The sequence below is a fragment of the Thermonema rossianum DSM 10300 genome (genome assembly GCF_000426825.1).
GTDB lineage: Bacteria > Bacteroidota > Bacteroidia > Cytophagales > Thermonemataceae > Thermonema > Thermonema rossianum.
Map to the genome: position 1 here is coordinate 75542 of NZ_AUGC01000005.1, position 23353 is coordinate 98894.

Here is a 23353-nt window from a genome sequence, read left to right on the forward strand (position 1 = left end):
TTCTCTTAGATTTGCTACGAATCAAAAAACAGGGGAGCTCATGGAAAGTCTTTTTTGGCATATTTTGGACGGCGGCATGGCAAAGACCATAGCGGCTATTTCGTACATCGTACTGATAACCATAGAGATTGTTATTGCAGTTCGCAAGAACCTGAAACTATATAGCACCCGGGATACTTTCAACAACCTGATGCTGGGGGCTATTACCTCTGTCGTAAAAATTTTTATTAAAGGGGTTACGCTCGCTTTCTTTGGTTACTTGCATCAACAATATGCGCTGTTCGATATCCCCGCCAATGCATGGTGGAGTATTTTACTTTTATTTTTACTCAACGATTTGACTTTTTACTGGTACCACCGTTTAGGGCACGAAAGCCGTTTCTTCTGGGCTACGCATGTGGCGCACCATTCATCACAGCTGTTCAATTTTTCTACTGCCATCCGTGGCAACTTCATTCATTTCTTCTACCGCTTTTTCTTCTGGGCGCCTTTGGCTATTCTGGGCTTCGACCCGCTGATGATTGTGCTGATTGATGAAATTGGCTTTTATTACCAAATGTTCATACATACCAAAACCATTGGCAAGCTGCATCCCGTGATTGAGTTCATTTTCAACACGCCTTCGCATCACCGGGTGCACCATGGCAGCAACCCGGCGTACATAGACAAGAACTATGGCGCAGTGCTTATTATCTGGGACCGTCTGTTTGGCACCTTCGCCGAAGAAAAAGAGGAAGTGCGCTACGGCTTGACCAAAAATCTGACTAAACAAAATGTGCCTACCATCTTATTGCATGAATTCCAAGCTATTGCACAAGACGTGGCTCATGCGCCCGACTGGAAAAGCAAGTGGCGTTATGTATTTGGGCACCCGGGCTGGCGCCATGATCAGGAAAATACACAAAAGGCAGAATATGCCAATTCCAATTAGGGGTAGCCGTTGTTTTTGAGCACATAAGGATAAAAGGCGGCGAGGACATGACGTTCGTCGCTTTTTTTATTATTTGCGCTTTGTAGTGAGCCTATTTTTTTTGCTTCTTGCGGTGACCTTTCCATGTTTTGTTGTCCATAAGTTCGACTGAAAAGGAGCATCTCATATGGTTGCAAAGTACTACTCTCAAAAAGAAGGCTTACAGGGCTGGCGCAAGCGTTGGCATGAAATCATTTTCGAAGCCGAAACACCGGAGGGGCGCCTGTTTGATGTGTGGTTGCTGGTAGCCATCTTGTTGAGTATTGTGCTTGTGATGCTGGAGAGCGTGCGCGAAATCAACGAGCAGTACGGCGAGTGGCTGCGCTATGGCGAGTGGTTCTTTACCTTGTTGTTTACGCTTGAATACATCGCCCGGCTGCTGACCGTGCGTAGTCCGTGGCGCTATGCCGTCAGTCCCCTGGGCATCATTGACCTTCTGTCTATACTGCCTACTTACATGAGTTTGTTGTTTGCGGGCACACAGTATTTTATGGTGATACGTGTACTGCGTCTGTTGCGTGTTTTTCGCATTCTTAAGTTGGCTCATTATGTGCACGAAGCGCGGGTGTTGGGCACTGCCTTGCAGGCAAGCCGTGAAAAAATAATTGTTTTCTTGATGGCCGTGCTTAGCTTGGTTATTATTCTGGGTACCATCATGTATTGGGTGGAAGGACCTGAAAATGGCTTTACCAGCATACCGCGCAGCATTTACTGGGCTATAGTGACACTCACCACCGTGGGTTATGGCGACATAGCGCCCGCAACACCTTTGGGGCAATTCATCTCTTCTTTGGTCATGATTCTTGGCTATGGAATTTTGGCGGTGCCCACAGGCATTGTTACTTCGGAACTGACGCATGTTAAAGTAAAAGACATTTCGACCCGGGCATGCGATAACTGCGGCGCCGAAGGGCACGACAACGATGCCGTTTTTTGCAAATACTGTGGTGGCAAATTGTGATTTGTGATAAAGCAAACCTCACTTCCAATCAAAAAATATCAATAATTATGAAACAAAATGTATTGAAAAACACTTTTTTACTCTTTTTTGCCTGTCTGACTGTGACACAAGCACAGGTAAAAGAGCGGCAAAACGGCTGGCTTATGGCTTTCGGGCGCTATGCGCTGAATGAACACTGGGACCTGCACGCCGAAACACAGTTGCGCTATTATGAAATAGTCGGCTATCCTTTTCAGCACTTGTTTCGTGGTGAGTTGTTGCGTAAGGTGAATGACAATTTGACCATAGACGCGGGATATACTTATATCGAAGAATTTCCCTACGACGAAGTGGGAGCGCCGGAAAAGAGCTTCGAGCATAACATGTTTGAAGACATTTTCTTTGCCCACCCTCTGGGAGCGCTGAAAGCCATACACCGCTACCGTATAGAGCAACGTTGGACGCACAGAATATCCGATATAAACGCTTCTTTTTCCAACCGCTTTCGCTATGCTTTGACGTTGCAATATCCTTTGCCGAAAAGCAAGTGGTTTTTCAGCGTTATGGATGAAATTTTCATCCACACCTTTAAGGGCGGGGACTTGTTCAACCAAAACTGGACTTGGGCAGGTATTGGGCGCAAAATGAGTGAGCACTTAACCGTAGAGGCGGGCTACCTCAATCAGTATATATCCATGCCTTGGCGCAACGACTTTACGGCTGCCAGCAACCACACAATACGCATGGTGCTCGCCTATCGTATCAAATAATCAATTAATACAATGTGACCGGTGCAGGTATTTCATAAAAAGACGCTTGCGCCGGTTTTTTGCTTGTCGAAACAATGAAGGGAGTGGCTTTGAAACCGGGAGAAAAGTGTTGTCTGAAAGGCGGTTTTTGCTTGTTTTTCTATTGAAACAGCCGGAAGCGAGAAGGAAAGAGGGACTCTTTATTTAATAAAAAAGCTCTCTTGCAAAAGCAGAGAGCTGTAATACGACATCCATTAACTTAACCATGCTGCCAGCAAAAGCATCAACAGCAGGATGGCCATCAGCAAAGGACGGTCTTTTTTCTTGGCTTTGCCCCAAACAACCGGATCCAAGCTGTATTTGTAACGTTTTTCATATAGTGTCTTCATAGCCACCTCCTCTTTTTTGTTATCCCTCTGTTAATTTTGTGTTAAATTAATGTTAAGTGTAATTACGAATGTAAGCAATAATACGTAAAAATGCAACAAAGGATACAAAAAATTAGTTTACCATTTTTACGGCATAGCCACTGACTTTGTATCCATAGTACTGCGTATTGACAAAGAGCGTATAATCTACGTCTATGACTGCATCGGCGCCCAGTTTGCGGGCTTTTTCTGCCAGCTGATAAATCAGTATTTCCTTTTCGGTCATATTATAGCCTTTGGGCATTTGCCCGTATTTTTCCAGCAGGTCTTCCCTTAGCCCCCTGTTACCGGTATTGGGGCGGGTGTCGCTTAGCTCAACAAGCTCAATAATACGGTAAGGTTCGGTGAGTGTTTCGCCCTTGTAATGCACAGGGATAGGATAGGGGGCTTGTTGTCGTATGGGCAGCATACAGCCGGGAAGCCAAAGTATTAGCCCCAGAATGCACCAACGGTAAACAACAAGGCGCAAAGAAAGGTGCTGAGGGCGAGTTGCTTGAGAAAGGGATCCAAGTGGGAAGGTTCCGGTGTGTTCCATACTTTTTTTAAATGAATGATGAATAAAGGATAAGTCAGCAAAAATATAAACTGTTGTGGAGATTCCGGCAGCATGACTGCCGAAAGCAACATACCCAGCATGCCGCCCACAATGAGAAAAGCGTGGTAACGGCGCGCTGCCGCGTAGCCCATGCGCACGGGCAGCGAATATTTGCCGGCCAGGCGGTCGCTTTCCATATCGCGCATGTTGTTAAGATTCAGTACGCCCACCGACCAAAAGCCGATGGCCGCCGCTGCCCCCCATATGACGCCATGCAGGCGGCCGGTAAACAAAAAATAAGTGCCGCCTACGGCAATGAGTCCGAAAAAAAGCCATACGCTCAAATCGCCCAGCCCTAAGTAACCATAAGGGCGTTTGCCCATGGTGTAGTTGATGGCCGCTATTATGGCAAGCAGTCCTATGCCCAGAAGGGTAAAGAAAGCGCGGTAATTGGGATTTGTGCCGCTAAAAAAAGCCAGATAGAGCAAATAGATGCCACTGCCGAAGGCTGCCAAGCCGGTAAGTATGACTGCCCGCCACATGGCCCGCCGGCTGATGGCACCACTTTGCACGGCTCTTTGGGGCCCCCGGCGGTGCGAAGAGTCGGCACCGTGTTGGCTGTCGCCCAAGTCATTGGCAAAATTGGAAAGCACCTGCAGGAGCAGGGCGGTAAGTAATGCCCAAATGAAGATATCGGAGCGAAAAGCGCCCATCCGGGCAGCCAGTGCACTGCCCGTAAGAATGCCGGCAGAAGCAAGAGGAAGGGTGCGCAGACGGGCAGCATATAACCAAGAACGCCACTGTTTCATGAAGGGAAGTGTTTTTTGTTTACGACAATAAAAAAAACAACAGAGGCACAAAGATAAGCCTGTGCCTCTGTTGTATGCAAGGTGAGGAAAAACAGAGTTTTTTTATTCACCTATAGCTGCCAGCACTTCTTCATCCATAGGATTGACCGCCGAACCGAAGAACTTTACCAGCTCGCCATTTTCGTTGATGAGGTATTTGCAGAAGTTCCAGGTAGGCTCTTGGTCATTCCAGCCGTTTTCCTCTTTGTGCGTCAGCCAGTAATAGACGGGGTGTTGCCCTTCGCCTTTCTTTACATTTACTTTCGAAAACATCTGAAAAGTAACGCCATAGTTTTTTTGGCAGAAGGCAGCGATTTCTTCTTCACTGCCCGGCTCTTGCCCGCCGAATTGGTTGCAGGGAAAGCCCAACACCACCACCTTATCGCCATATTTTTCGTGGAAAGCCTGCAGGTCTTCATACTGCGACGTATAGCCACATTTCGAGGCGGTATTTACGATAAGCACCTTTTTGCCTTTCAGCTGCGAAAACTTAAAAGGCTTGCCGTCGATGGTAGTGGCTTCTAAATCATAAAAAGAGCTTTTGGCTTGTGTCATAGCTTCTTGTGGTTTGGATTTGATGGTGGTGGCGCCCCAGCAGGCTGCCAAGAACACCAATAAAAGACTGAGTATTTTTCCCATAGTTGTGTTGTTTTACATGCGTTCGGGCACTTCTATACCTAATAACTGCATTCCCTTGCGAATGGTTTGGGCTGTGGCTTGAGAAATTGCCAAACGGAAGCTTGCCGCCTCGCTTGTTTCTGCTTTAAGAATAGAATGGTGTGCATAGAAAGAATTATAAAGGCGGGTGAGCTCGTAAATATATTGTGCCAATACCGAAGGCGCATAAGTGCGTGCCGCTTCATCCAGCTTTTCGGGAAACTGTGTCAAGGTAAACACCAGCTGCTCTTCCTGTTCGCTTAAAGCATGATTTTCAGGGAAGGCAGCTTTGATTTGGCTTTCCCCGGCTTTGCGAAGCACCGAACAGATGCGGGCGTGGGTGTACTGTATGAAAGGCGCTGCATCGCCTTCAAAGTCAATAGATTCTTGCGGGTTGAAGAGCATGCGTTTTTTGGGGTCCACACGCACAAGGAAATACTTCAAAGCGCCCAGACCAATGATTTCGTAGAGTTTGTTCAGCTCATCGGGCGTGAAGCTGTCGAGCATATCGCTGTTTTTGAGCTTCTCTTCGGTGATTTGGCGGGCAATGTCAATCACTTCTGCCACCAGGTCGTCGGCATCTACAACCGTGCCTTCGCGCGATTTCATCTTGCCGGAGGGCAAATCAACCATGCCATAAGACAAATGGAAGAGGCCGTCGGCATAGGGCCGCCCCAAGCGCTTCAAAATGGCAAAGAGCACTTTGAAATGGTAATCCTGCTCGTTGCCTACCACATAAATCATGCGTTGCATGTGGTGCTCTTGGTAGCGTTTTTCGGCAGTGCCCAGGTCTTGAGTAATATAGACGGAGGTGCCGTCGCCACGAAGCAATAATTTCTGGTCCAATCCTTCATCGGAGAGGTCAACCCATACCGAGCCGTCTTCTTTTTTGAAGAAGATACCTTTTTGCAGCCCTTCTTCTACAATGTCTTTGCCCAGCAGGTAGGTGTCTGACTCATAATAAACCGAATCGAAGCTGACACCTATTTTGCGGTAGGTTTCGTCGAAGCCATCGAGCACCCACCGGTTCATCTTTTCCCAGAGGGCGCGCACTTCGGGGTTGCCGGCTTCCCATTGGCGCAGCATCTCTTGTGCTTCCTTCATCAAAGGCGCTTCTTTTTCGGCTTCTTCCTTGCTCATGCCTTGTTCCATGAGCGCTTTGACCTGCTCGCGGTAGTGTCTTTCAAACACCACATAATAATGCCCTACCAGGTGGTCGCCTTTGATGCCGCTGCTTTCGGGCGTTTCGCCCTTGCCAAAGCGTTGGTAGGCAAGCATGGACTTGCATATATGAATGCCGCGGTCGTTGATGATTTGTGTTTTGTGCACGTCGTAGCCGTTGGCTTCGAGTATGGTAGCCATGGAGTAGCCCAAGAAGTTGTTGCGCAAGTGCCCCAGGTGCAAAGGCTTGTTGGTGTTGGGCGAAGAGTATTCTACCACCACCTTCTCTTGTTTGCTGTGGCGGGTATTGTTGGGGAAGGCTTCCAGCCAGCGGCTGTAATCGGCCAAGGCATGGACAAACACCTCGTTGCTCAGCTCTATGTTCAAAAAGCCCTTGACTACATTGAATGCACGCACGAGCGGGCTATTGCTTTGCAGCCATTCGCCAATGGCTTGGGCTATTTCTTCGGGTTTGCGTCGAAGGGTTTTGGTAAGGGGAAAGGTAACAAAGGTATAAGTACCTTTGAACTCTTTACGCGTAGGTTGCAGACTCACAGCCGCCGTTTCGGTGTCGAACAGCTCGCGAATAGCCGTGCTGATTGCGTTCTCTAATTGTGCTTGTACGTTCATTCTCTTAATTTGCTTTGAGTCTTGTGATACACTTTATTCCGGACAAAATTAGAAAATATGCGTTTGGAATGGATAAAAAACTTGTATTTTTCTACCTTGAAGCCTGCCATATATGGTCAGAATAAAGCAATGAAAAGTATAAAGTATAGAAAGCCCGGAAAAATGAATGAATGGGATATCCTTCCTTTAGAGGCTTGTTTGCACGAACACCAACGGCTAACAAGCTGGCAGCGTCTTTGTGAAGACACCTATCGCGCTACCTACCTGCCGGCATTTCCCGAAGCAGATATTGAAGCATACATTGCCCGCCATTTTCAGGAAGAGGCGCTTTTGCAATGGGCACGTTCAGACAAGCATAAAGGCTGGCTGGCTTGCCATGAAGGCGAGGTGGTGGGCTATGTGTTGCTGCACTTGGGTGTAGCGCCCGGCGGGCAAGACGACCGGCAGCAGGTATGCCTGGATAAATTCTATGTGTCGGTGGCGTACCAGGGGCGTGGCGTGGCCGCCGCTTTATGGCAGCAGGTGCTGGACTATGTAAGGCAGGAGGGCTACAAGCGCTTGTGGTTGATTACATGGCGTGAGAATGGGCGTGCCATCCGTTTTTATGAGAAAGCAGGCTTTCGCATAGCCGGCAGTTATCCTTTCCGTTTGGGTGAGCGCACCTACTGCGATCATTTGATAGTCTTTGAGGTGGAGGAAGCTCGGCAAAATAAACACAGGCTAAGTGGCTGATTTCAAACAACAATATTCTACTTCTTCTACCAAACGCAGCAAGCTTTCCATCTGTTTGCGCAAATATTCGTTGTGCATACGCTGCGCTTTCTGTGCATAGCTTTTTTGCTGTTCTCTTGAAAAAAGGAGCTGGCGAAGCATGAGCGTATCGCAGCGTTCCAACTGCTCTTGATGGAGATAAAGTTGAGCCAAAAGGCGAAAAGCATTCGTCTTTTTCATTTGAAAGAAATTAAGTCTCTTGTTTTCAGTAAAATAAACCATTAAAAACAACTACAAATAAAACATTTTATTTTTCACAAACTAAGAATAAGTAATAAAAATCTTGTTTTCGTTGCCTATCATACTTATCTTTCGACGCTAAAAGTGAAAATGGGTTTAAATCATCAGTGTATATGAGTGATACAACTACTTTGAATAAGCAAGAATCTTGGGGCTCGCGTGTCGGCTTAATTTTGGCGATGGCCGGCAATGCCGTTGGTTTGGGTAACTTTCTGCGCTTTCCGGTGCAGGCAGTGCAAAATGGTGGCGGCGCCTTTATTATCCCCTATATCGTTTGTTTCCTTTTGATGGGCATTCCCATGTTGTGGATTGAATGGGCAACCGGCCGTTTTGGCGGCCGCTATGGCAACCACTCTACGCCCTTCATCCTGGACAAAATGACCAAAAGCAACTTCTGGAAATACTTCGGGGTGTTCGGCATCTTTACCAACATAGGGGTGGCTGCTTATTACTGCTACATTGAGTCGTGGACCATGGCTTATGTGTACCATTCCATCATGCAGACTTTTTCGGCCAAAACACAAGCCGAAGTAGCCGCCTTCTTCAATAGTTATGTCGATGTGGCTTATTCGACCACCGGCATTCCTTTTGAAGCGGTTATTTTTTACATCGTATGTTTGGCGCTGAATACTTACATTCTTTCGCGTGGTTTGAGCGGCGGGGTAGAAAAGGTGGCCAAGATAGGCATGCCCTTGCTGATTCTGTTTGGTGTTTTTCTGGCAGTGCGTGGCCTGACCTTGGGTGATTCGGGTGCCCCTGCCGGCTGTGCAGACTGCAATGCCTATTTGGGGCTGAATTTCTTATGGGAACCTAAGTTTGAATCGATTCTTGACCCGAAGGTGTGGCTGGCAGCCGCCGGGCAAATATTTTTCACCCTCTCGGTAGGAATGGGTACCATTCAGTGCTATGCTTCTTATGTGAAGTCGCGCGATGACATTGCCTTGAATGCCATGTCGGCCGGTTTTATGAACGGCTTCGTGGAGATTGTCTTGGGGGCTTCTATCGTTATCCCCATTGCCGTGGGCTACTTGGGCTTGGACTGGGTGTTGGATAATGCCGGCTTTTCAATGGCATTCCAAACGATGCCCTATTTGTTTGCCCAATGGGGGCCGTTCCTGGCAACCATGGCCGGCGTCATGTGGTTTGGCTTGCTTTTCTTTGCGGGCATCACTTCTTCTTTGGCCATGGGCACCCCTTGGATGGGCTTCATGCGCGACGAATTTAATTGGAGCCGCGAAAAAGCAGCTTGGTCTTTTGGCCTGGTGACCCTTGTCATGGGCTTGCCTACGGTGTTCTTCTATCAGCAAGGAGTATTCGATGAGTATGATTATTGGGCAGGCACCGTGTCTTTGGTGATATTTGCCTTGGCTGAATCGCTTATTTTTGCTTGGTTGTTTGGCATACGTCGTGGCTGGCGTGAAATCAATTTAGGTGCCGATATACAGGTGCCTACTTTCTACAAGCCGGTGTTGAAGTATGTAACCCCTTCACTTTTGCTGGTGGTATTCCTGAGTGCTTTGGTAACGCCGAAGGGAAATGACTGGGAAGCTGCCTTTTCGGGCAAGTGGGAGTTGGACGCAAGCAGCATCATCGGTAAGATTCAGCACAAGGGCATTGTTGCCAATCGCGCTTATTTTTCTGATGTGCTGGAGTCGGAAGTAGAGGGTGTAGTTTTCAATATTGGACGTACGGCACGCCGCAACCGTCATTTGGTAGAAATCGCTCAGCAAAAAACTTTCTATCGCTCACCTGCCGGTGTACGTCTTTATGAAGGGGAAGAAGCAGTAGATAAATCCTTGCTATTCGATTCTTTGGTGGTGGTAAAGGCTTATCGCATTGCCCCGGATAAAGAGCTGCTTGTAAAGGTAGGTGACAAGGTGGAAGTAGGCACGCCCATAGCCAAAGGCGGCTTTGTGAACGATATCTTTTATATAGATATGGCGCGCCTGCTGCTGATGGGGCTGTTTATCGGCATCTGCGTGCTGGTATATGTGGCGACCAAAAAGCGCGAGCGTGAAGGAAAAACCGGGGATGAGATAGTGGACGAGACTTACCCGGGCGATGATTATGATGTTACAAACTCTTAAAAGACACGAGCCATGACAACAAGTGCACTGATTACGATGATTACCGTTCAGGGAACCGTCACCCTGGTGACGGCATACCTCTTCTGGCGGGTATTGACCACCCCGCCGAAGCCGGAGCCGGACTCTTTTGCCGACAACGACGATGTACCGCGTTAAAGCATACATTGGGCTGCCTGCAAGGCAGCCTTTTTTGTATTATTCTTAGTTGTTTTTCTACTTATTTCCGAAAAGGAACATGGCAAAAAAGAAAAAAACACGCATAGGCATTTGCTTGAGTGGTGGCGGAGCACGTGGCATTGCCCATGTGGGAGTGTTGCAGGCTTTGTTTGAGCGAGGCATGGCACCGGAAAGCGTGTCCGGTGCAAGTATGGGGGCTATAGTGGGCGCTTTCTATGCCGCAGGCTACGACCCGGACGACATCAAACGGCTGGTAGATGACACCAGCCTGTTGAATCTTTTTTCTTTTTCGTTGCCGGGCAGTGGCTTGTCAGAGCTGAGCTATCTGCGTAAACTGATGAAGCGCTTTTTGCCCGGGCGTTTTGAGGAGCTGGAGCGTCCTTTCGTCGTGTCGGTCTCGAATTTGAACACAGGACGTGCCGAATTCATATCGGAGGGGAGCTTGCACGAAGCCGTAGAGGCTTCTGCTTCTATCCCTATTTTGTTTAAGCCTGTGAAAATAGGGGATTACTTCTATGTGGATGGCGGTATGCTGAACAACCTGCCTGTGGAGCCCCTGCTCGACGATTGCTTCCCGGTCATAGGGGTGAATGTGAATCCTTTGCAGGTATTGCCCGATGAGTCTTGGACGATGCTTTCGGTAGAGGAGCGCTGCTTCGATTTGATTGTGTGGCAAAACGTACAGGAGAATCTGAGAAAATGCGATGTGGTAATAGAGCCGCCGGGGCTGTCGGAATACAATATCTTTGCCTTTCAAAAAGCCGGCTTCTTTTACGAAGCCGGCTATGAAGCTGCTTTGCGGGTGATGCCCCATTTGCGGGGGTTACTCCAGTAAGCCGGCGCGGCGCAGCAGCGGCTCTACCGATGGTTCATGCCCCCGGAACTCTTTGTACAATTCCATGGGATGACGCGAGCCGCCGGCTGCCAACAGGCGGCGGAAAGCAAGCCCGGTTTGCCTGTCGAAGATGCCTTTTTCCTGGAAGAGGGCAAAAGCATCGGCATCGAGCACCTCTGCCCATTTGTAACTGTAATAGCCGGCAGAATAACCGCCTGAAAATATGTGAGAGAAGGCAGTGCTGATGGCGGTGCCTTCTACCGGTGGCAACAAATCGACCGGGGTGAGCACTTCTCTTTCAAAGTCTTCCAGCTTATCGAACACGGGCGGCTGCTCTACGGCATGCCATGCCATGTCGAGGTAGCCGAAGCCCAGTTGGCGCAGCGTCTGATAACCTTCCATAAACTTGCCCAGCGCTTTGATTTTTTCGACATATTCCATGGGAAGCAGTTCGCCGCTTTCATAATGTTTGGCGAAAAGTGCCAGGCATTCGGCTTCGTAACACCAGTTTTCCATGATTTGCGAAGGCAATTCCACGAAATCCCAGTACACATTGGTGCCGGACAAACTTTCGTAGGTCACGTCGGAAAGCAGGGCATGCAGGGCGTGCCCGAACTCATGGAACAAGGTAGTTACTTCATTAAAGGTAAGCAGCGAGGGTTTGTATTGAGTAGGGCGTGTAAAATTGCACACAATAGACACCAAAGGCGAAATACGCTTGCCGTCTTCTTTGTACTGTTCACGGAAAGTAGTCATCCAGGCACCGCTGCGCTTGCCTTCGCGCGGATGGAAGTCAGTATATAGCAGCCCCAGGTGGGTGCCATCGGCATCCACTACTTCATATACTTCCACTTCTTCATGATACACGGGGATATCGTTTCGTTTTTGAAAGCGGATACCATAGAGACGCCCGGCTACTTCAAAAGCGCCACTAAGCACTTGCGGCAGGGGGAAGTAGGGCTTCAGTAAGTCGTCGTCTATTTCGAAGCGGTATTTTTTCAGTTTTTCGGCATAAAATGAAATATCCCAGCGTTGCAGCTGCCCTTCAAAGCCCAGCGATTCGGCATATTTTTCCAGCTCGCTCATTTGCCGTATGGCTACGGGCTTGGCTTTTTGTGCCAGCTCGTCGAGGAAAGCCTGCACACGGGCGGGATTTTGTGCCATACGCTCTTCCAGCACAAAGTGGGCATGGGTAGGGTAGCCCAGCAATTGGGCGCGCTGCGCACGCAATTCGGCGATGCGGCGTGCTATTTCCACATTGTTGTGTTCGTTGTTACGATAGGCACGCGACGCATAGGCACGGTATAGCTTTTCACGCAGGTCGCGCCGTTCGGCATATTGCATGAAAGGCATAAAGCTGGGTGCCTGCAAGGTGATGACCCATTTGCCGGGCATGTTGCGTTTCTCTGCTTCTTGGCGTGCAGCCTCTACTGCCCATTCGGGCAAGCCTGCCAGTTCTTCTTCCGATTCCAGCACCAAAATAAAATCGTTGGTTTCTTTCAGCACGTTCTCACCGAACTGCACCGATAGGCGGGCTTTTTCTTCGTCTATTTGGCGCAGGGTGGCTTTGTCCGCTTCGGAGAGCAGCGCCCCGTTGCGTACAAACTGGCGATAGGTTTGCGTAAGCAACATTTGCTGCTCGGCAGTAAGTTGGCTTTTGTCGCAGTGTTCCCACACATGGCGTATGCGCGCAAAGAGTTGCTCGTGCAGCATGATGTCGTTGGAATAAGCGGCCAGCAAAGGGCTTGCTTCACGGGCTACGGCCTGCAGAGCATCGTTGGTTTCCGCACTGTTCAGATTAAACAAAATGGAGGCAATGCGGTTCACCTGCTTGCCGGCACGCTCCAGGGCTTCTATGGTGTTGGCAAAATCGGGCGTTGCCGGGTTCTGCGCAATGGCGTCAATTTCTGCTTTGGCTTGCTCTATTGCCTCTTGCAAGGCAGGCAAGTAATGTTCTGTTTGTATGGCAGGAAAATCGGGGGCTGCAAAAGGATGCTCACTTTCAACAAGTAAAGGGTTGTGGATGTCTGTTTTCATAGGGTTTGTTTTTTGCAATCTTTGTAAAGTTGTAATTTTAAAAAGAACCTTTGCTGAAAAGATAACAAAATAAGGTGTAAAAAAGACCACACGCTTTTTAAAAAGCAAACAGTGCTGTTTTTAACCGGCAATTAAATCACGAAAAGTAAGTATGCACATCTATCAAGAACAAAGCGGGCAGTTGGTTGCTATCAAAGAAGTGCCCTTTCAGCTGGAAAAGGAAATTCAGACGCTGACAGAAGCCAACCTAAAGCAGGTTTTTAAGCTCGAACTCGTTAAGTCTGAGTTCAGTATTCAAAATTTCCGTATCGATACTTTGGCTTTCGACAGAGAGACGAGGGCTTTTGTGATTATAGAATACAAACGCGACAAAAATTTCAGTGTCATAGACCAAGGGTATGCTTATTTGGCATTGATGCTAAACAACAAAGCCGACTTTATTCTTGAATACAATGAACAGATGAGTGATGCACTGAAACGCAAGGATGTAGACTGGTCTCAGTCCCGTGTGATTTTTGTGGCACCATCATTTACTGCTTATCAAAAGGAAGCCATTAACTTTAAAGACTTGCCCATAGAACTATGGGAAATCAGGCGGTTTACCAATAACATGGTTCTATATAACCGGGTGCAGGCTTATGGGGCACACGAAAGTATCCAAACCATAAGTAAGCAGAATAAAGAGATGGAGGTGGTAAGCAAGCAGGTAAAAGTGTTTACAGAAGAAGCACTCTTGCTCAAAGCCAATCCAAGTGATGAAATCCGGGAGCTCTACGAAAAGATGAAGAATGCGATTCTAAATCTTGGTGATATTGAAGTAAAGCCCCGTAAGCATTACATTGCCTTTGTGGGGGCAAGCAATATTGTGGATGTGGCTGTGCAACAGAAATCCATAAAAATGTGGTTGAATCTGTCGAAAGGAGAGTTGGACGACCCCAAAGGAATTAGCCGCGATGTGTCTGCCACCGGCCATTGGGGCAATGGGGACTACGAGATTAAAATAACCACCGACGAGGATTTAGAATATATTTTGAGCCTCGTTAAGCAATCCTTAAAAAAGAACGGGAAATAAGTGCTTCCGCATAAGCAAGCTTGACACACGCCATGATGCCAAGCCATTAAGTTATAAAAGCAGAGGAGGGGCAGCCGTTTTTTGCCGCTACCACACCTCTGCTTTTTGCAATGTACTATTGGTTTTCTTGCTGCTCTTCATCATCCAGTATTTCTATATCCTGCACAAGCACCTTTTGAGCGATGGCAAGCCCGGTGGGGGTGGTTGCCAAGCCCCCTTGGGCAGTTTCTTTATAGCGGCTTTCCATGCTTTGCCCTACTTCGCCCATGGCCATCACGCACTCGTCCACGGGCACCACACCACTCATGCCTGCAATAGACAGCTGCGCCGAAGAGTACGCAATGGCAGCCGCACTTGCATTACGTACTACGCAGGGCATCTCTACCAGCCCGGCAATGGGGTCGCATACCAAGCCCAGCATGCACTGTATGGTGATGCCCACGGCATTGAATATCTGTTCGGTGCTACCCCCCAGGGCATACACGATGGCGCCCGCGCCCATGGCGGCGGCCGTGCCTGTTTCGGCCTGGCAGCCGCCCACGGCACCTGCAATGCCCGCTTTCTTTTCGATGATGAGGGCAATGCCTGCCGCCACCAGCATGCTTTCGAGAATCACTTGTTCGGGCAGACGGTGTATCTCTTGCAGGGTATGGAGCACCGCAGGCATGATGCCCGAAGCACCGGCCGTAGGGGCTGCCACAATACGCCCCATACAAGAGTTTACCTCTTTGGCGGCCACGGCACGTGCCACCAGCTTTTGAAACTCGGGCGAAAGTACCGTAATAGGGCTGTTGTACACTTTTTTGCCCCCGTTGTCAATCATGCCCGAGCGGGAGCGCATGTCTTCGGTCAAGCCTGTTTCTATGGCTTCGCACATGACTTGGTAGGCTTTGCGCATGTGCGCCCATATCTCTTCTTCGGTGCGGTTGCGTAGCTCTATTTCGTAGCGCAACACAGGCTCGTATAATTTGCATGCTTGCTTTTGGCAGAATTGAGCCCACTCTTGAAACGAATCGAACTGTATGGTCATAAGGTCATGGCTTAAAGATGAAAGATGCTTCTTTTAACTTAACAACAAAGGGCACGACATAGGTCAATTATCGTAGGTTTCTTTTACGTCCACCAGGAAATGATGGGTGTCGAAAATCAAGTCTTCTTTCTTGACTTGGTGGGGCAAGGGCAGGCTTTGCCATTGGGTGGTTACACGGAGGCGGCGGGTCTCACCGGGCCACGATACCACAAAGGGCATCTCGAAGCCGGGTGCGTCGGCTTTCCAGCGGTAATGGAGCTGCCCGCGCAGTACGCGGTATTCAAACACCGGAATATCGGGATATTCAAGGTATTGTTTAAAAAAGAGCGTATAATCCCCGTTCAGCTGTTGCGAGAAGAAGCGGATAAAGGTGGGGGTGTCAACGGTCTTATAACCGAACTCTTGCAGCACAGCCCGTATGGCGCGGAACCACAGTTTGTCGTTGGCCACCACATGGCGCAGCGTTTGCAGCATCAAAGCGCCCTTGAAATAAATGTCGCCGGGCGGGTCGGCATGCACGCCCCGTGGCGCCAGCATGGGCGCTTGGTTTTGTATAAGCGGGCGGTAACCTGCCAAATAAGCATCGCCGGCATCTTTGCCCCACATGCGTTCCACATACAGGGCTTCGCTGTAGGTGCACCAGCTTTCGTGCAGCCACATGTCGGCGTGGTCGTCGCAGCTCAACAGGTTGCCCCAGTACTCATGCCCCGATTCGTGGATGATGATAAAATCGAAGCGCTCGCCTATATGGGTGGCGGTGCTGAGGCTGTGCCCACGGTAGCCGTTCCGGTAACCGTTGCCATAGGCAATGGCACTCTGGTGCTCCATGCCCAAATAGGGCGACTCTACCAGCTTGTAGCCGTCGCGCCAGAAGGGGTATTTGCCGAAGTATTCTTCATAGCAGCGAAGCATGGGCTTTACTTGTGCGAATTGTTTTTTAGCTTTCTCTTCATTGCCGGGCAATACAAAATAATCCAGCCGGAGGCTTTGCCCGTCGTCGCTGGTGTATTCGTCCTGCCAATGCACATAAGGCGCCACATACAGCGTGACGTTGTAATTGTTGATGGGGTAGGTCACGCGCCAATGAAAACGCACGAAGCCGTCTTGAAGGGTGTCGCTGCCCGCGAACTGCCCGTTGCCCACTGCCCATACACCTTGAGGCACTTCGTAGTGCAGGCGCACGCTGTCCGGCTCGTCCGACAGGTGGTCTTTGTTGGGGTACCATATATGCGCCCCCACACCTTCGCAGGCAACCCCTATCCATGGCTTACCCTGATGGCTTTTCCACACAAAGCCCCCATCCCAAGGGGCATTGCGGGCTTCTTGTGGTTTGCCTTCGTAGTACACCGTAATACTGCTTTGGGTGCCCGCTTTGATACGCTTGGGAAAGCGGATGTACACCGCTTGCGCTTCTCTCTCGAAAGAAAGCGCCTTGCCTTGCCACTCGATGCGCTGGATGGCGAGGTTGGCAGCCAGGTCTATTTGCATTTCTTTGAAAGTGCGGGTAGCGGTGAAATAAATGGTATTGCTGCCGCTGATGCTTTTGCTTTCGGGCATAATACGCAAAGACAAGTCATAATGGTGCACGTCGTAGCAATTGCGCAGGGGCGTGAGGGTGCCCAAAAGGGAGTCGGCACGGCTGTAGCTTTCTTTCTGCGCAAAGCCGGGCAGCGTCGCAAAAAAACAAGTTATGGCAATAAGCATTCGAAAAGGATGCATCTTCATAATCGCACTGGTTTTGACTTTTTCGTGTAAAGAGCTATGGTTTTATGGCAATATACAGAATTTCGTTGGCGGGAAGCGCAAAGCGGCGCACTTCACCGGGCGGCAGTGTTTTTACAAACTCATCTGCCTTTACCCGGAAGCCTGCATTTTCCAAACGTTGAGGGTAGTCGCGCCCATACTGCCGCACATGGTCGCTTTGCCCGTAGTACTTTTCGCGCTCTTCGGGGCTTTGTATAGAGGGGTCCTCGAAGGTGTGTTCCAGTTCGTAGTTGATAGGCACCTGAAGCAGTGCCCAGCCTCCCGGGCGCAAGATACGGTACAACTCGCGCAATGCCTGCTGCTCGTCGTCGATGTGCTCCAGCACGTGATTACAGAACACGATATCGAAGCTGTTGTCTTCAAGGGGCATCTGCCGGATGTCCATCTTGATGTCTGCCCATGGCGATTCAAGGTCGGCGGTGTAATACTCCAGCTGTGGCAGCTGCTTGAAACGCTCTACAAAGCAAGCTTCGGGGGCTATGTGCAATACTTTGTGGGGGGCGGTGAAAAAGTCCGTTTCTCTTTGCAGGTACAGCCACATGAGGCGGTGCCGTTCCAGCGATTGACACTTTGGACAGAGGGCATTTTCACGCATTTGTATTCTGCCATAAGGGAGCATCTTGCGCCATCTGCTTTCGCAAATAGGGCATTCATAGCGCTTGCCCCGGTACCAAAGGCTTACCAAAGGAAAAACAAGAGGAACGGCTTTTTGAAGCCATGGGCGAGGAATGAAGCGTAAACTCCAGCGTATGAGTGCTTTCATGAAAAGAATGATGTTTGAAAAATACAAAGGGTACTTGCAAAGCTACAAAATTGATACCTTTGCCGGAAAAATGCCTGTTAAACCTTATAAAGAATGGGAAGCGCTTTTGCTTGACCGCCTGCGGGCAGTATATGCCCTTCCCGAAGCGCAGGTGGTTGCGCGCTGGTTGCTTGAGAAACGCGCGGGTGCCGCTAATCATCAACGCTTGTTGAATGCCCCCTTGGCGCTGAGCGAAGAGGTGCTTCGGCAGCTGCGGCAAGACGTGGAGCGCCTTTTGCAACATGAGCCGGTGCAGTATGTGTTGGGCGAAGCTTACTTTTACGGCATGCGTTTCGAAGTAAGTCCCGCTGTTTTGATTCCCCGCCGCGAAACCGAAGAGTTGGTGGAATGGGTGCTGCAGTCGGTCGCTTCACAGCAGTCTTTACGGCTGCTTGATATCGGCACCGGCAGCGGGTGCATTGCCATTGCTTTGAAAAAGCACCTGCCCGCTGCCGAGGTGCACGCTTGGGATGTGTCGCCGGAAGCTCTTGCACAAGCCGCACGCAATGCTGTCCTTCACCATGTGGAAATCCGGTTTTCGCACAAGGATATTCTTGTAGAAGCTGCAGCTTCTGCTCATGAGGACCAATGGGGGGTAATTGTGAGCAACCCACCGTATATCCCTCAAAAAGAAAAAGCAGATATGCAGCGCAATGTGACGGACTACGAGCCTGCTACGGCGCTTTTTGTTGACGATAACCGTCCTTTGTTGTTTTATGAGGCTATTGCGCAATATGCCCTGCAGACGCTGGCGCCCGGGGGGCTTTTGTTTCTCGAAATACACGAAGACTACGGCGAAGCCTGCAAACATATGCTTGAGCTGCATGGCTTTGCGGAGGTCGTATTGCGCCACGATATGCAAGGCAAAAACCGCATGATTCGCGCTTACAAACCATAGTGCCCTTGTTGTGCTTTCCTTTATGAATGCGTAAATTTGCATGCTAAAACAAAAACGGATAAGCAATCATGGCTCAAATGGAACTGATGGCGCCGGCGGGAAGCTTCGAGGCTATTGCCTCGGCAGTGAAGGCAGGAGCAAACTCTATTTACTTTGGTATTGAGCAGCTCAACATGCGGGCGCGCTCCAGCATTAATTTCACTTTGGAAGATTTGCCCAAAATCGTAGATATGACCGCCTCGAAAGGCGTGAAATCATATATTACGCTGAATACCATTATTTATGACCACGACCTGCGCCTCATGCGCGAAATCGTAGATGCCTCGAAAGCCGCAGGTGTAAGTGCCATCATCGCATCCGACCATGCGGTGATGAACTACTGCCGCCGCATAGGTATGCCCGTGCATATCTCTACACAAGCCAACATCACCAACATCGAGACCGTAGAGTTTTACTCTGCCTACGCAGACGTGATGGTAATGGCGCGTGAGTTGAGCTTGAAGCAGGTAGCCGACATCGTGCGGGAAATAGAGCGCCGTCAGATAACGGGTCCTTCGGGTGAGCTGGTGCGTGTGGAAATCTTCGGGCATGGTGCTTTGTGTATGGCCGTTTCAGGCAAATGTTATCTCAGTTTGCACTCTCACAATGCTTCGGCCAACCGCGGGGCTTGCATTCAGAACTGCCGCCGCAGCTACATCGTTATCGACAAAGAAGAAGGGCATGAGCTGGAGATAGACAATGAGTATATTATGTCTGCCAAGGACTTGTGCACCATCGATTTCTTGGATAAAATCATTGAAGCGGGGGTGAGCGTGCTTAAAATAGAAGGACGTGGACGCTCTGCCGATTATGTGTATGTAACCACCCGTTGCTACCGCGAGGCCATCGACAGCATTGCCGAGGGAAACTATACGCCCGAAAAAATTGCGGCTTGGAAAGAGCGTTTGGCAACAGTGTATAACCGTGGATTCTGGGACGGCTATTACTTGGGGCGCAAGCTGGGCGAATGGAGTAAAGAATATGGCTCGGCAGCTACCAAGCGCAAAATCTATTTGGGGCGCGGACGCAAATACTTCGACCGCATCGGTGTGGCTGAGTTTGAAATGGAAACGCACAGCCTGCGCGTAGGCGATGAAATCATGATTACGGGACCTACTACCGGTTTTATACAAACCAAAGTGGAGGAGCTTCGTGTAGATGACCGCCCCGTTGAAGAAGTGAAGAAAGGGGATATTTTTTCTGTGAAGGTGCCCGAAAAAGTGCGCCCTTCCGACAAGCTGTATAAGGTGGTAGAGGTGCCGCAAAATGCACAAGCAGAAGCCTAAGATTTGATGAAGAAGAAATATAGAGTCATACAATACCGCCAAAAATGCATCGGCTGCAATGCCTGTGTGGAAGTAGCACCGGAGCGCTGGCGTATGTCCAAAAAAGACGGCAAGTCGGTGTTGCTGGGGGCGCAAGAAAAGAAAGGCATTTTTTCGGTGCTTATCCATGAAGAAGAACTGGAAGCCAACCGTTTGGCTGCCGAATATTGCCCGGTAAATATCATCCGTATTTTGGATACATAGCTGCTGAAATCGCAAGCAAAAAGCTTAACAGCCAAGCTGCTCTTGAATAAAGGGGCTTGGCTTTTTTCGTTATGCCAACCACGCAAGACGTGACAGCCGGACGGATTCCTTTGCTTTTGAAAAGAAGCTGCCGCACTTGCTCGAAGTAGCAAAAAGGAGAGGGGGAAAGAATAAGGAACAATAAGGGGTGCAAGCACTATGCTTATCAAAATAGTCTTTTCACCATGCCGGATGAAACCATTCCTTTTTGTCATGTCGAACGTAGTGAGACATCTCAGCAAGCCAATGTTTTTTTGAAGGGCCGCCTTCGTTTATTCAACAATAAGTCTCAAGCACTACCCTTTGTGCTTTTACTATCTTTTCAATATAAACAGCATCAAGGCCTGATCTTTATAAAATTTTACCACTATCTTGTCGTTACATTTGAAAAGTTTGTTTTAAAAATCAATTTAGGTTATGAAACACATTTGGATACCCTTGGTAGCATGCCTGTTTTTGATGGGGCAGCCCCACACAAGCCATGCACAGCTCTTTGGCAAGAAAAAGAAAGCCAAAACACAACAGCAAAGCACCCCCCAAGAAAAAAAGAAAAAGAGCATTGAAGACATCACGGCCAAATGTACAGCCTACGACGGCCTGTTTAAGCTCTATCAAAACAAAGAAGACGGCACGGTGTATATGCTCATCGAAGCACCTCAGCTGGACAAAGAGTATATTTATTTCAGCCATGTGGTGGACGGTGCCGTGCCCGCCGGCAGCTTCCGCGGCGCTTTTCGTGGCAATGCTATCTTTTCAGTGCGTCGCCACTTCGACCGCATCGAGTTTATCAATAAAAACACTTCTTTCTACTTTGACCCCGCCAATCCTTTGAGCCGCGCCGCACATGCCAACATCAGCGATGCCGTGCTGGTGAGTGTAAAGATAGAAGCCGCCGATGAAAAGCAAGGGCGCTATTTGATAAAGGCAGATGAAGTGTTTTTGGCAGAGCACTTCAATCCTGTCAAACCCAATTATCCGCCCGGATATAAGGGCTTTAAGTTGGGCAACCTGAGCAAAGACAAAACTAAATTCGTAGCTCTGAAGAATTATCCTGCCAATACTGATGTGGTGGTGGAGTATGTGTTCGATAATGCCAACCCTGAAGGGGGGGCAGAAGAACTGGCAGACAGCCGCTTTGTGAGCATTTTCTTTCAGCACACCCTCATAGAGATGCCACAAAACGATTTCGTACCCGTATTGGACGACCCGCGTGTGGGCTATTTCACCACCCAAGTAAACGACATGACCACCACTGAGGCAGTGAACTACCGTGACTTGGTGCACAAATGGCATTTGAAAAAGAAAGACCCCAATGCCGAACTCTCCGAGCCGGTAGAGCCTATTGTCTTTTGGATTGAAAATACCACGCCGTATGAGTTTCGCGACATCATACGCCAAGCCGGCTTGCGCTGGAACGAAGCCTTCGAAAAAGCAGGCTTTAAAAATGCCGTTGAAATACGCGTGCAGCCCGACACCGCCGATTGGGATGCCGGCGACATCCGCTACAACGTCTTGCGCTGGACCTCTTCGCCCACCCCGCCTTTCGGCGGCTATGGCCCCAGCTTCGTAAACCCGCGAACGGGGCAAATATTAGGTGCCGACATCATGCTGGAATTTGTATTCTTTACCAACCGCTTGCGCCAGCAAGAAGCCTTCGACGTGGCCGGCATTAGCCAGTGGTTGCAAAGCAAGGAAGCATGGCTGGAGAAACACCCGCACGCCTGCGAAGCTTCTTATTATATGCATCAGGCAGCCCTGTTTGGCGTAACCACGCTAAGTCTTACCGGCGCCTCGGAGACCGAAATCAAAGAATACGTCGAAAATGCGCTGTATTATCTGGTATTGCATGAAATGGGGCACACCTTGGGCTTGAACCACAACATGAAAGCAAGCCAATTGCATATGCCCGACAAAATACATGATAAGCAACTCACCGAGCAAATAGGCTTGACGGCATCGGTGATGGATTACCCCACTGCCAACCTGGCACTGGACAAAGAAAGACAGGGGCAGTTCTTTACCACCAAGCCCGGTCCTTATGATTTGTGGGCTATTGAGTTTGCCTATGGCAACCTGGAAGAGCCCGAAGCAGAGGCGCAACGCCGTCAGAAGCTGCTGGCCCGCTCTACCGAGCATGAGCTTATGTTTGGCAATGATGCCGACGACATGCGTGCGCCGGGCAGAGGCATAGACCCCCGCGTGATGATTTATGACTTATCGGGCGATGTGGTGACTTATTCCATGCAGCGCTTGGAGCTTTGCCGCCGTTTGTTGAACAACCTGCTGGACCGCTATCGTCAAGCACATGAAAACGAATCTTATCAGCTGTTGCGCAATCAATACTTGATTATCACCACTGAAATGGCGCATGCAGCCAACAACTTGTCGCGCTATGTAGGGGGCGTGTATGTAGAACGTGCTTTCGTGGGGCAGAAGGGGGCTACTCAGCCCTTCAAGCCGGTAGAGCGGGAAAAGCAAAAGCAGGCTATGCGTAATCTGGAGCGTTATGTGTTTGCGCCCGATGCCTTCAATGCCCCTTCTACCTTGTATGCCCACTTGCAAATGCAGCGCCGTGGCTTCAACTTCTTCGGCAACAATGAAGACCCCGAAATCCACACCCGTGTATTGAATATTCAACAAACCGTATTGGCTCACTTGCTGCATAGCAATACCTTGACCCGTATTGTGGACAGTGAGCTTTACGGTAACGACTATTCTTTGGGCGAAATGATGACCGACCTGACCAATGCCATCTTCATGGCAGACCTGAACGGAAAAGTAAACACCTTCCGCCGCAACCTTCAGGTAGAATACGTGAACCGTTTGCTGCAGGTAGCCGGCTTGCACAAAGGACAGCAATACCCGCATGTGGTGCGCGAAATGGCTTTCTATGAGCTACAACGCATCAAAGACTTGATGAAACGCAATGCAGGCACCGATGTGGCAACCAAAGCACACCGCAGCTATTTGGTGTTTTTGATAGAAAAAGCAGAACAAGAAGACTAAAGCAACTGTCCACATTGTATTGCCATTAAGCTACCCGCCTTCTCGGAGGCGGGTTTTTTGTTGCTATGAATCTTTTTTTAGGTTTATCTAAAAAATAATGTTTCAACAC

The 23353-nt window shown here is 49.3% G+C and carries 23 protein-coding genes; 13 read left to right on the plus strand and 10 right to left on the minus strand.

What is annotated here, in order from left to right; genetic code table 11:
- The first annotated feature begins 40 nt into the window (after positions 1–40).
- From K384_RS03930 to K384_RS03940, 3 genes are all read left to right on the plus strand, one after another.
- Positions 41–931 (plus strand): sterol desaturase family protein, encoded by an 891-nt coding sequence (locus K384_RS03930; RefSeq protein ID WP_051633100.1) that lies wholly within the window; start codon positions 41–43, stop codon positions 929–931.
- A 166-nt stretch (positions 932–1097) separates the two neighbouring features.
- On the plus strand, positions 1098–1931 hold the full coding sequence (locus K384_RS03935) for an ion transporter (protein ID WP_038029649.1): 834 nt from the start codon (positions 1098–1100) through the stop codon (positions 1929–1931).
- Between the two features lie 47 nt (positions 1932–1978).
- Positions 1979–2680, plus strand: coding sequence for a DUF2490 domain-containing protein (locus K384_RS03940; RefSeq protein WP_038029652.1), 702 nt, complete (start codon positions 1979–1981; stop codon positions 2678–2680).
- 233 nt (positions 2681–2913) lie between these two features.
- Here the strand turns inward: K384_RS03940 and K384_RS13970 are convergent, their stop codons facing one another.
- From K384_RS13970 to argS, 5 genes are all read right to left on the minus strand, one after another.
- Positions 2914–3048: a hypothetical protein gene (locus K384_RS13970; RefSeq protein ID WP_262509236.1), complete on the minus strand. Its 135-nt coding sequence runs from the start codon at positions 3046–3048 to the stop codon at positions 2914–2916.
- A 112-nt stretch (positions 3049–3160) separates the two neighbouring features.
- Positions 3161–3496 carry a YbjQ family protein gene (locus tag K384_RS03945; protein ID WP_038029655.1) on the minus strand — a complete coding sequence of 112 codons (336 nt, stop codon included), beginning with the start codon at positions 3494–3496 and terminating at the stop codon, positions 3161–3163.
- 20 nt (positions 3497–3516) lie between these two features.
- Positions 3517–4431, minus strand: a complete 915-nt coding sequence (gene menA, locus K384_RS03950; RefSeq protein WP_038029657.1) for a 1,4-dihydroxy-2-naphthoate octaprenyltransferase — start codon at positions 4429–4431, stop codon at positions 3517–3519.
- A gap of 102 nt (positions 4432–4533) precedes the next feature.
- On the minus strand, positions 4534–5109 hold the full coding sequence (locus tag K384_RS03955; RefSeq protein WP_038029658.1) for a glutathione peroxidase: 576 nt from the start codon (positions 5107–5109) through the stop codon (positions 4534–4536).
- A gap of 12 nt (positions 5110–5121) precedes the next feature.
- Positions 5122–6918 (minus strand): arginine--tRNA ligase, encoded by a 1797-nt coding sequence (argS, locus tag K384_RS03960; protein ID WP_038029661.1) that lies wholly within the window; start codon positions 6916–6918, stop codon positions 5122–5124.
- A gap of 162 nt (positions 6919–7080) precedes the next feature.
- Between argS and K384_RS03965 the strand changes: the two genes are divergently transcribed.
- Entirely contained in the window at positions 7081–7650 is a 570-nt protein-coding gene (locus K384_RS03965; protein ID WP_169737611.1) for a GNAT family N-acetyltransferase, read from the plus strand.
- On the opposite strand, the gene K384_RS03970 is transcribed toward K384_RS03965, so the two are convergent.
- A complete protein-coding gene (locus K384_RS03970; RefSeq protein ID WP_157630048.1) occupies positions 7639–7869 on the minus strand; it encodes a hypothetical protein in 231 nt (76 codons plus the stop codon). The genes K384_RS03965 and K384_RS03970 overlap by 12 nt on opposite strands.
- Before the next feature lie 173 nt (positions 7870–8042).
- Here K384_RS03970 and K384_RS03975 point away from each other — a divergent pair, with 173 nt between their 5' ends.
- From K384_RS03975 to K384_RS03980, 3 genes are all read left to right on the plus strand, one after another.
- Positions 8043–10016, plus strand: a complete 1974-nt coding sequence (locus tag K384_RS03975) for a sodium-dependent transporter (RefSeq protein WP_084147112.1) — start codon at positions 8043–8045, stop codon at positions 10014–10016.
- Positions 10017–10028: 12 nt separating this feature from the next.
- Positions 10029–10172: a hypothetical protein gene (locus tag K384_RS13810; RefSeq protein WP_169737612.1), complete on the plus strand. Its 144-nt coding sequence runs from the start codon at positions 10029–10031 to the stop codon at positions 10170–10172.
- Between the two features lie 79 nt (positions 10173–10251).
- Positions 10252–11028 carry a patatin-like phospholipase family protein gene (locus tag K384_RS03980; protein WP_038029666.1) on the plus strand — a complete coding sequence of 259 codons (777 nt, stop codon included), beginning with the start codon at positions 10252–10254 and terminating at the stop codon, positions 11026–11028.
- Here K384_RS03980 and K384_RS03985 read toward each other — a convergent pair.
- Positions 11017–13065, minus strand: a complete 2049-nt coding sequence (locus tag K384_RS03985; RefSeq protein ID WP_084147129.1) for a M3 family metallopeptidase — start codon at positions 13063–13065, stop codon at positions 11017–11019. The genes K384_RS03980 and K384_RS03985 overlap by 12 nt on opposite strands.
- A gap of 151 nt (positions 13066–13216) precedes the next feature.
- On the opposite strand from K384_RS03985, the gene K384_RS03990 reads away from it, so the two are divergent.
- Positions 13217–14137 (plus strand): DUF5655 domain-containing protein, encoded by a 921-nt coding sequence (locus K384_RS03990; protein WP_038029668.1) that lies wholly within the window; start codon positions 13217–13219, stop codon positions 14135–14137.
- Between the two features lie 115 nt (positions 14138–14252).
- Here the strand turns inward: K384_RS03990 and sdaAA are convergent, their stop codons facing one another.
- From sdaAA to K384_RS04005, 3 genes are all read right to left on the minus strand, one after another.
- The gene (gene sdaAA / locus K384_RS03995) at positions 14253–15167 is read right to left on the minus strand and encodes an L-serine ammonia-lyase, iron-sulfur-dependent, subunit alpha (protein WP_038029670.1); all 915 of its coding nucleotides are present in this window, start codon (positions 15165–15167) and stop codon (positions 14253–14255) included.
- A gap of 63 nt (positions 15168–15230) precedes the next feature.
- Entirely contained in the window at positions 15231–16892 is a 1662-nt protein-coding gene (locus K384_RS04000) for a M1 family metallopeptidase (RefSeq protein ID WP_051633101.1), read from the minus strand.
- Positions 16893–16926: 34 nt separating this feature from the next.
- Positions 16927–17694, minus strand: a complete 768-nt coding sequence (locus K384_RS04005) for a class I SAM-dependent methyltransferase (protein ID WP_038029672.1) — start codon at positions 17692–17694, stop codon at positions 16927–16929.
- Here K384_RS04005 and prmC point away from each other — a divergent pair.
- The 5 genes from prmC to K384_RS04025 all read left to right on the plus strand — a co-directional run bounded on the left by prmC (position 17660) and on the right by K384_RS04025 (position 23244).
- On the plus strand, positions 17660–18631 hold the full coding sequence (gene prmC / locus K384_RS04010) for a peptide chain release factor N(5)-glutamine methyltransferase (RefSeq protein WP_084147113.1): 972 nt from the start codon (positions 17660–17662) through the stop codon (positions 18629–18631). The two genes, K384_RS04005 and prmC, sit on opposite strands and share 35 nt — an antisense overlap.
- Positions 18632–18699: 68 nt before the next feature.
- The gene (locus tag K384_RS04015; protein ID WP_038029674.1) at positions 18700–19956 is read left to right on the plus strand and encodes a U32 family peptidase; all 1257 of its coding nucleotides are present in this window, start codon (positions 18700–18702) and stop codon (positions 19954–19956) included.
- A 6-nt stretch (positions 19957–19962) separates the two neighbouring features.
- Positions 19963–20199 carry a ferredoxin gene (locus K384_RS04020; protein WP_038029676.1) on the plus strand — a complete coding sequence of 79 codons (237 nt, stop codon included), beginning with the start codon at positions 19963–19965 and terminating at the stop codon, positions 20197–20199.
- Positions 20200–20423: 224 nt separating this feature from the next.
- Positions 20424–20801 carry a hypothetical protein gene (locus tag K384_RS13925; RefSeq protein WP_245605276.1) on the plus strand — a complete coding sequence of 126 codons (378 nt, stop codon included), beginning with the start codon at positions 20424–20426 and terminating at the stop codon, positions 20799–20801.
- Positions 20698–23244, plus strand: a complete 2547-nt coding sequence (locus K384_RS04025) for a zinc-dependent metalloprotease (protein ID WP_394330438.1) — start codon at positions 20698–20700, stop codon at positions 23242–23244. Before K384_RS13925 ends, K384_RS04025 begins: the two co-directional genes overlap by 104 nt.
- Positions 23245–23353 lie beyond the last annotated feature (109 nt).

Coding starts and splice junctions, on each gene's coding strand:
- K384_RS04020 (WP_038029676.1), top strand. CDS start 19,963: ATGAAGAAGAAATATAGAGTCATACAATACCGCCAAAAATGCATCGGC.
- K384_RS03965 (WP_169737611.1), top strand. CDS start 7,081: ATGAATGAATGGGATATCCTTCCTTTAGAGGCTTGTTTGCACGAACAC.
- K384_RS03985 (WP_084147129.1), bottom strand. CDS start 13,065: ATGAAAACAGACATCCACAACCCTTTACTTGTTGAAAGTGAGCATCCT.
- K384_RS03970 (WP_157630048.1), bottom strand. CDS start 7,869: ATGAAAAAGACGAATGCTTTTCGCCTTTTGGCTCAACTTTATCTCCAT.
- K384_RS04015 (WP_038029674.1), top strand. CDS start 18,700: ATGGCTCAAATGGAACTGATGGCGCCGGCGGGAAGCTTCGAGGCTATT.
- K384_RS04025 (WP_394330438.1), top strand. CDS start 20,698: ATGGGGCAGCCCCACACAAGCCATGCACAGCTCTTTGGCAAGAAAAAG.
- K384_RS03930 (WP_051633100.1), top strand. CDS start 41: ATGGAAAGTCTTTTTTGGCATATTTTGGACGGCGGCATGGCAAAGACC.
- argS (WP_038029661.1), bottom strand. CDS start 6,918: ATGAACGTACAAGCACAATTAGAGAACGCAATCAGCACGGCTATTCGC.
- K384_RS13970 (WP_262509236.1), bottom strand. CDS start 3,048: ATGAAGACACTATATGAAAAACGTTACAAATACAGCTTGGATCCGGTT.
- K384_RS03975 (WP_084147112.1), top strand. CDS start 8,043: ATGAGTGATACAACTACTTTGAATAAGCAAGAATCTTGGGGCTCGCGT.
- K384_RS04005 (WP_038029672.1), bottom strand. CDS start 17,694: ATGAAAGCACTCATACGCTGGAGTTTACGCTTCATTCCTCGCCCATGG.
- prmC (WP_084147113.1), top strand. CDS start 17,660: ATGAAGCGTAAACTCCAGCGTATGAGTGCTTTCATGAAAAGAATGATG.
- K384_RS03935 (WP_038029649.1), top strand. CDS start 1,098: ATGGTTGCAAAGTACTACTCTCAAAAAGAAGGCTTACAGGGCTGGCGC.
- sdaAA (WP_038029670.1), bottom strand. CDS start 15,167: ATGACCATACAGTTCGATTCGTTTCAAGAGTGGGCTCAATTCTGCCAA.
- K384_RS03945 (WP_038029655.1), bottom strand. CDS start 3,496: ATGCTGCCCATACGACAACAAGCCCCCTATCCTATCCCTGTGCATTAC.
- K384_RS13810 (WP_169737612.1), top strand. CDS start 10,029: ATGACAACAAGTGCACTGATTACGATGATTACCGTTCAGGGAACCGTC.
- K384_RS04000 (WP_051633101.1), bottom strand. CDS start 16,892: ATGAAGATGCATCCTTTTCGAATGCTTATTGCCATAACTTGTTTTTTT.
- K384_RS03955 (WP_038029658.1), bottom strand. CDS start 5,109: ATGGGAAAAATACTCAGTCTTTTATTGGTGTTCTTGGCAGCCTGCTGG.
- K384_RS03980 (WP_038029666.1), top strand. CDS start 10,252: ATGGCAAAAAAGAAAAAAACACGCATAGGCATTTGCTTGAGTGGTGGC.
- K384_RS03990 (WP_038029668.1), top strand. CDS start 13,217: ATGCACATCTATCAAGAACAAAGCGGGCAGTTGGTTGCTATCAAAGAA.
- K384_RS13925 (WP_245605276.1), top strand. CDS start 20,424: ATGCCGGATGAAACCATTCCTTTTTGTCATGTCGAACGTAGTGAGACA.
- menA (WP_038029657.1), bottom strand. CDS start 4,431: ATGAAACAGTGGCGTTCTTGGTTATATGCTGCCCGTCTGCGCACCCTT.
- K384_RS03940 (WP_038029652.1), top strand. CDS start 1,979: ATGAAACAAAATGTATTGAAAAACACTTTTTTACTCTTTTTTGCCTGT.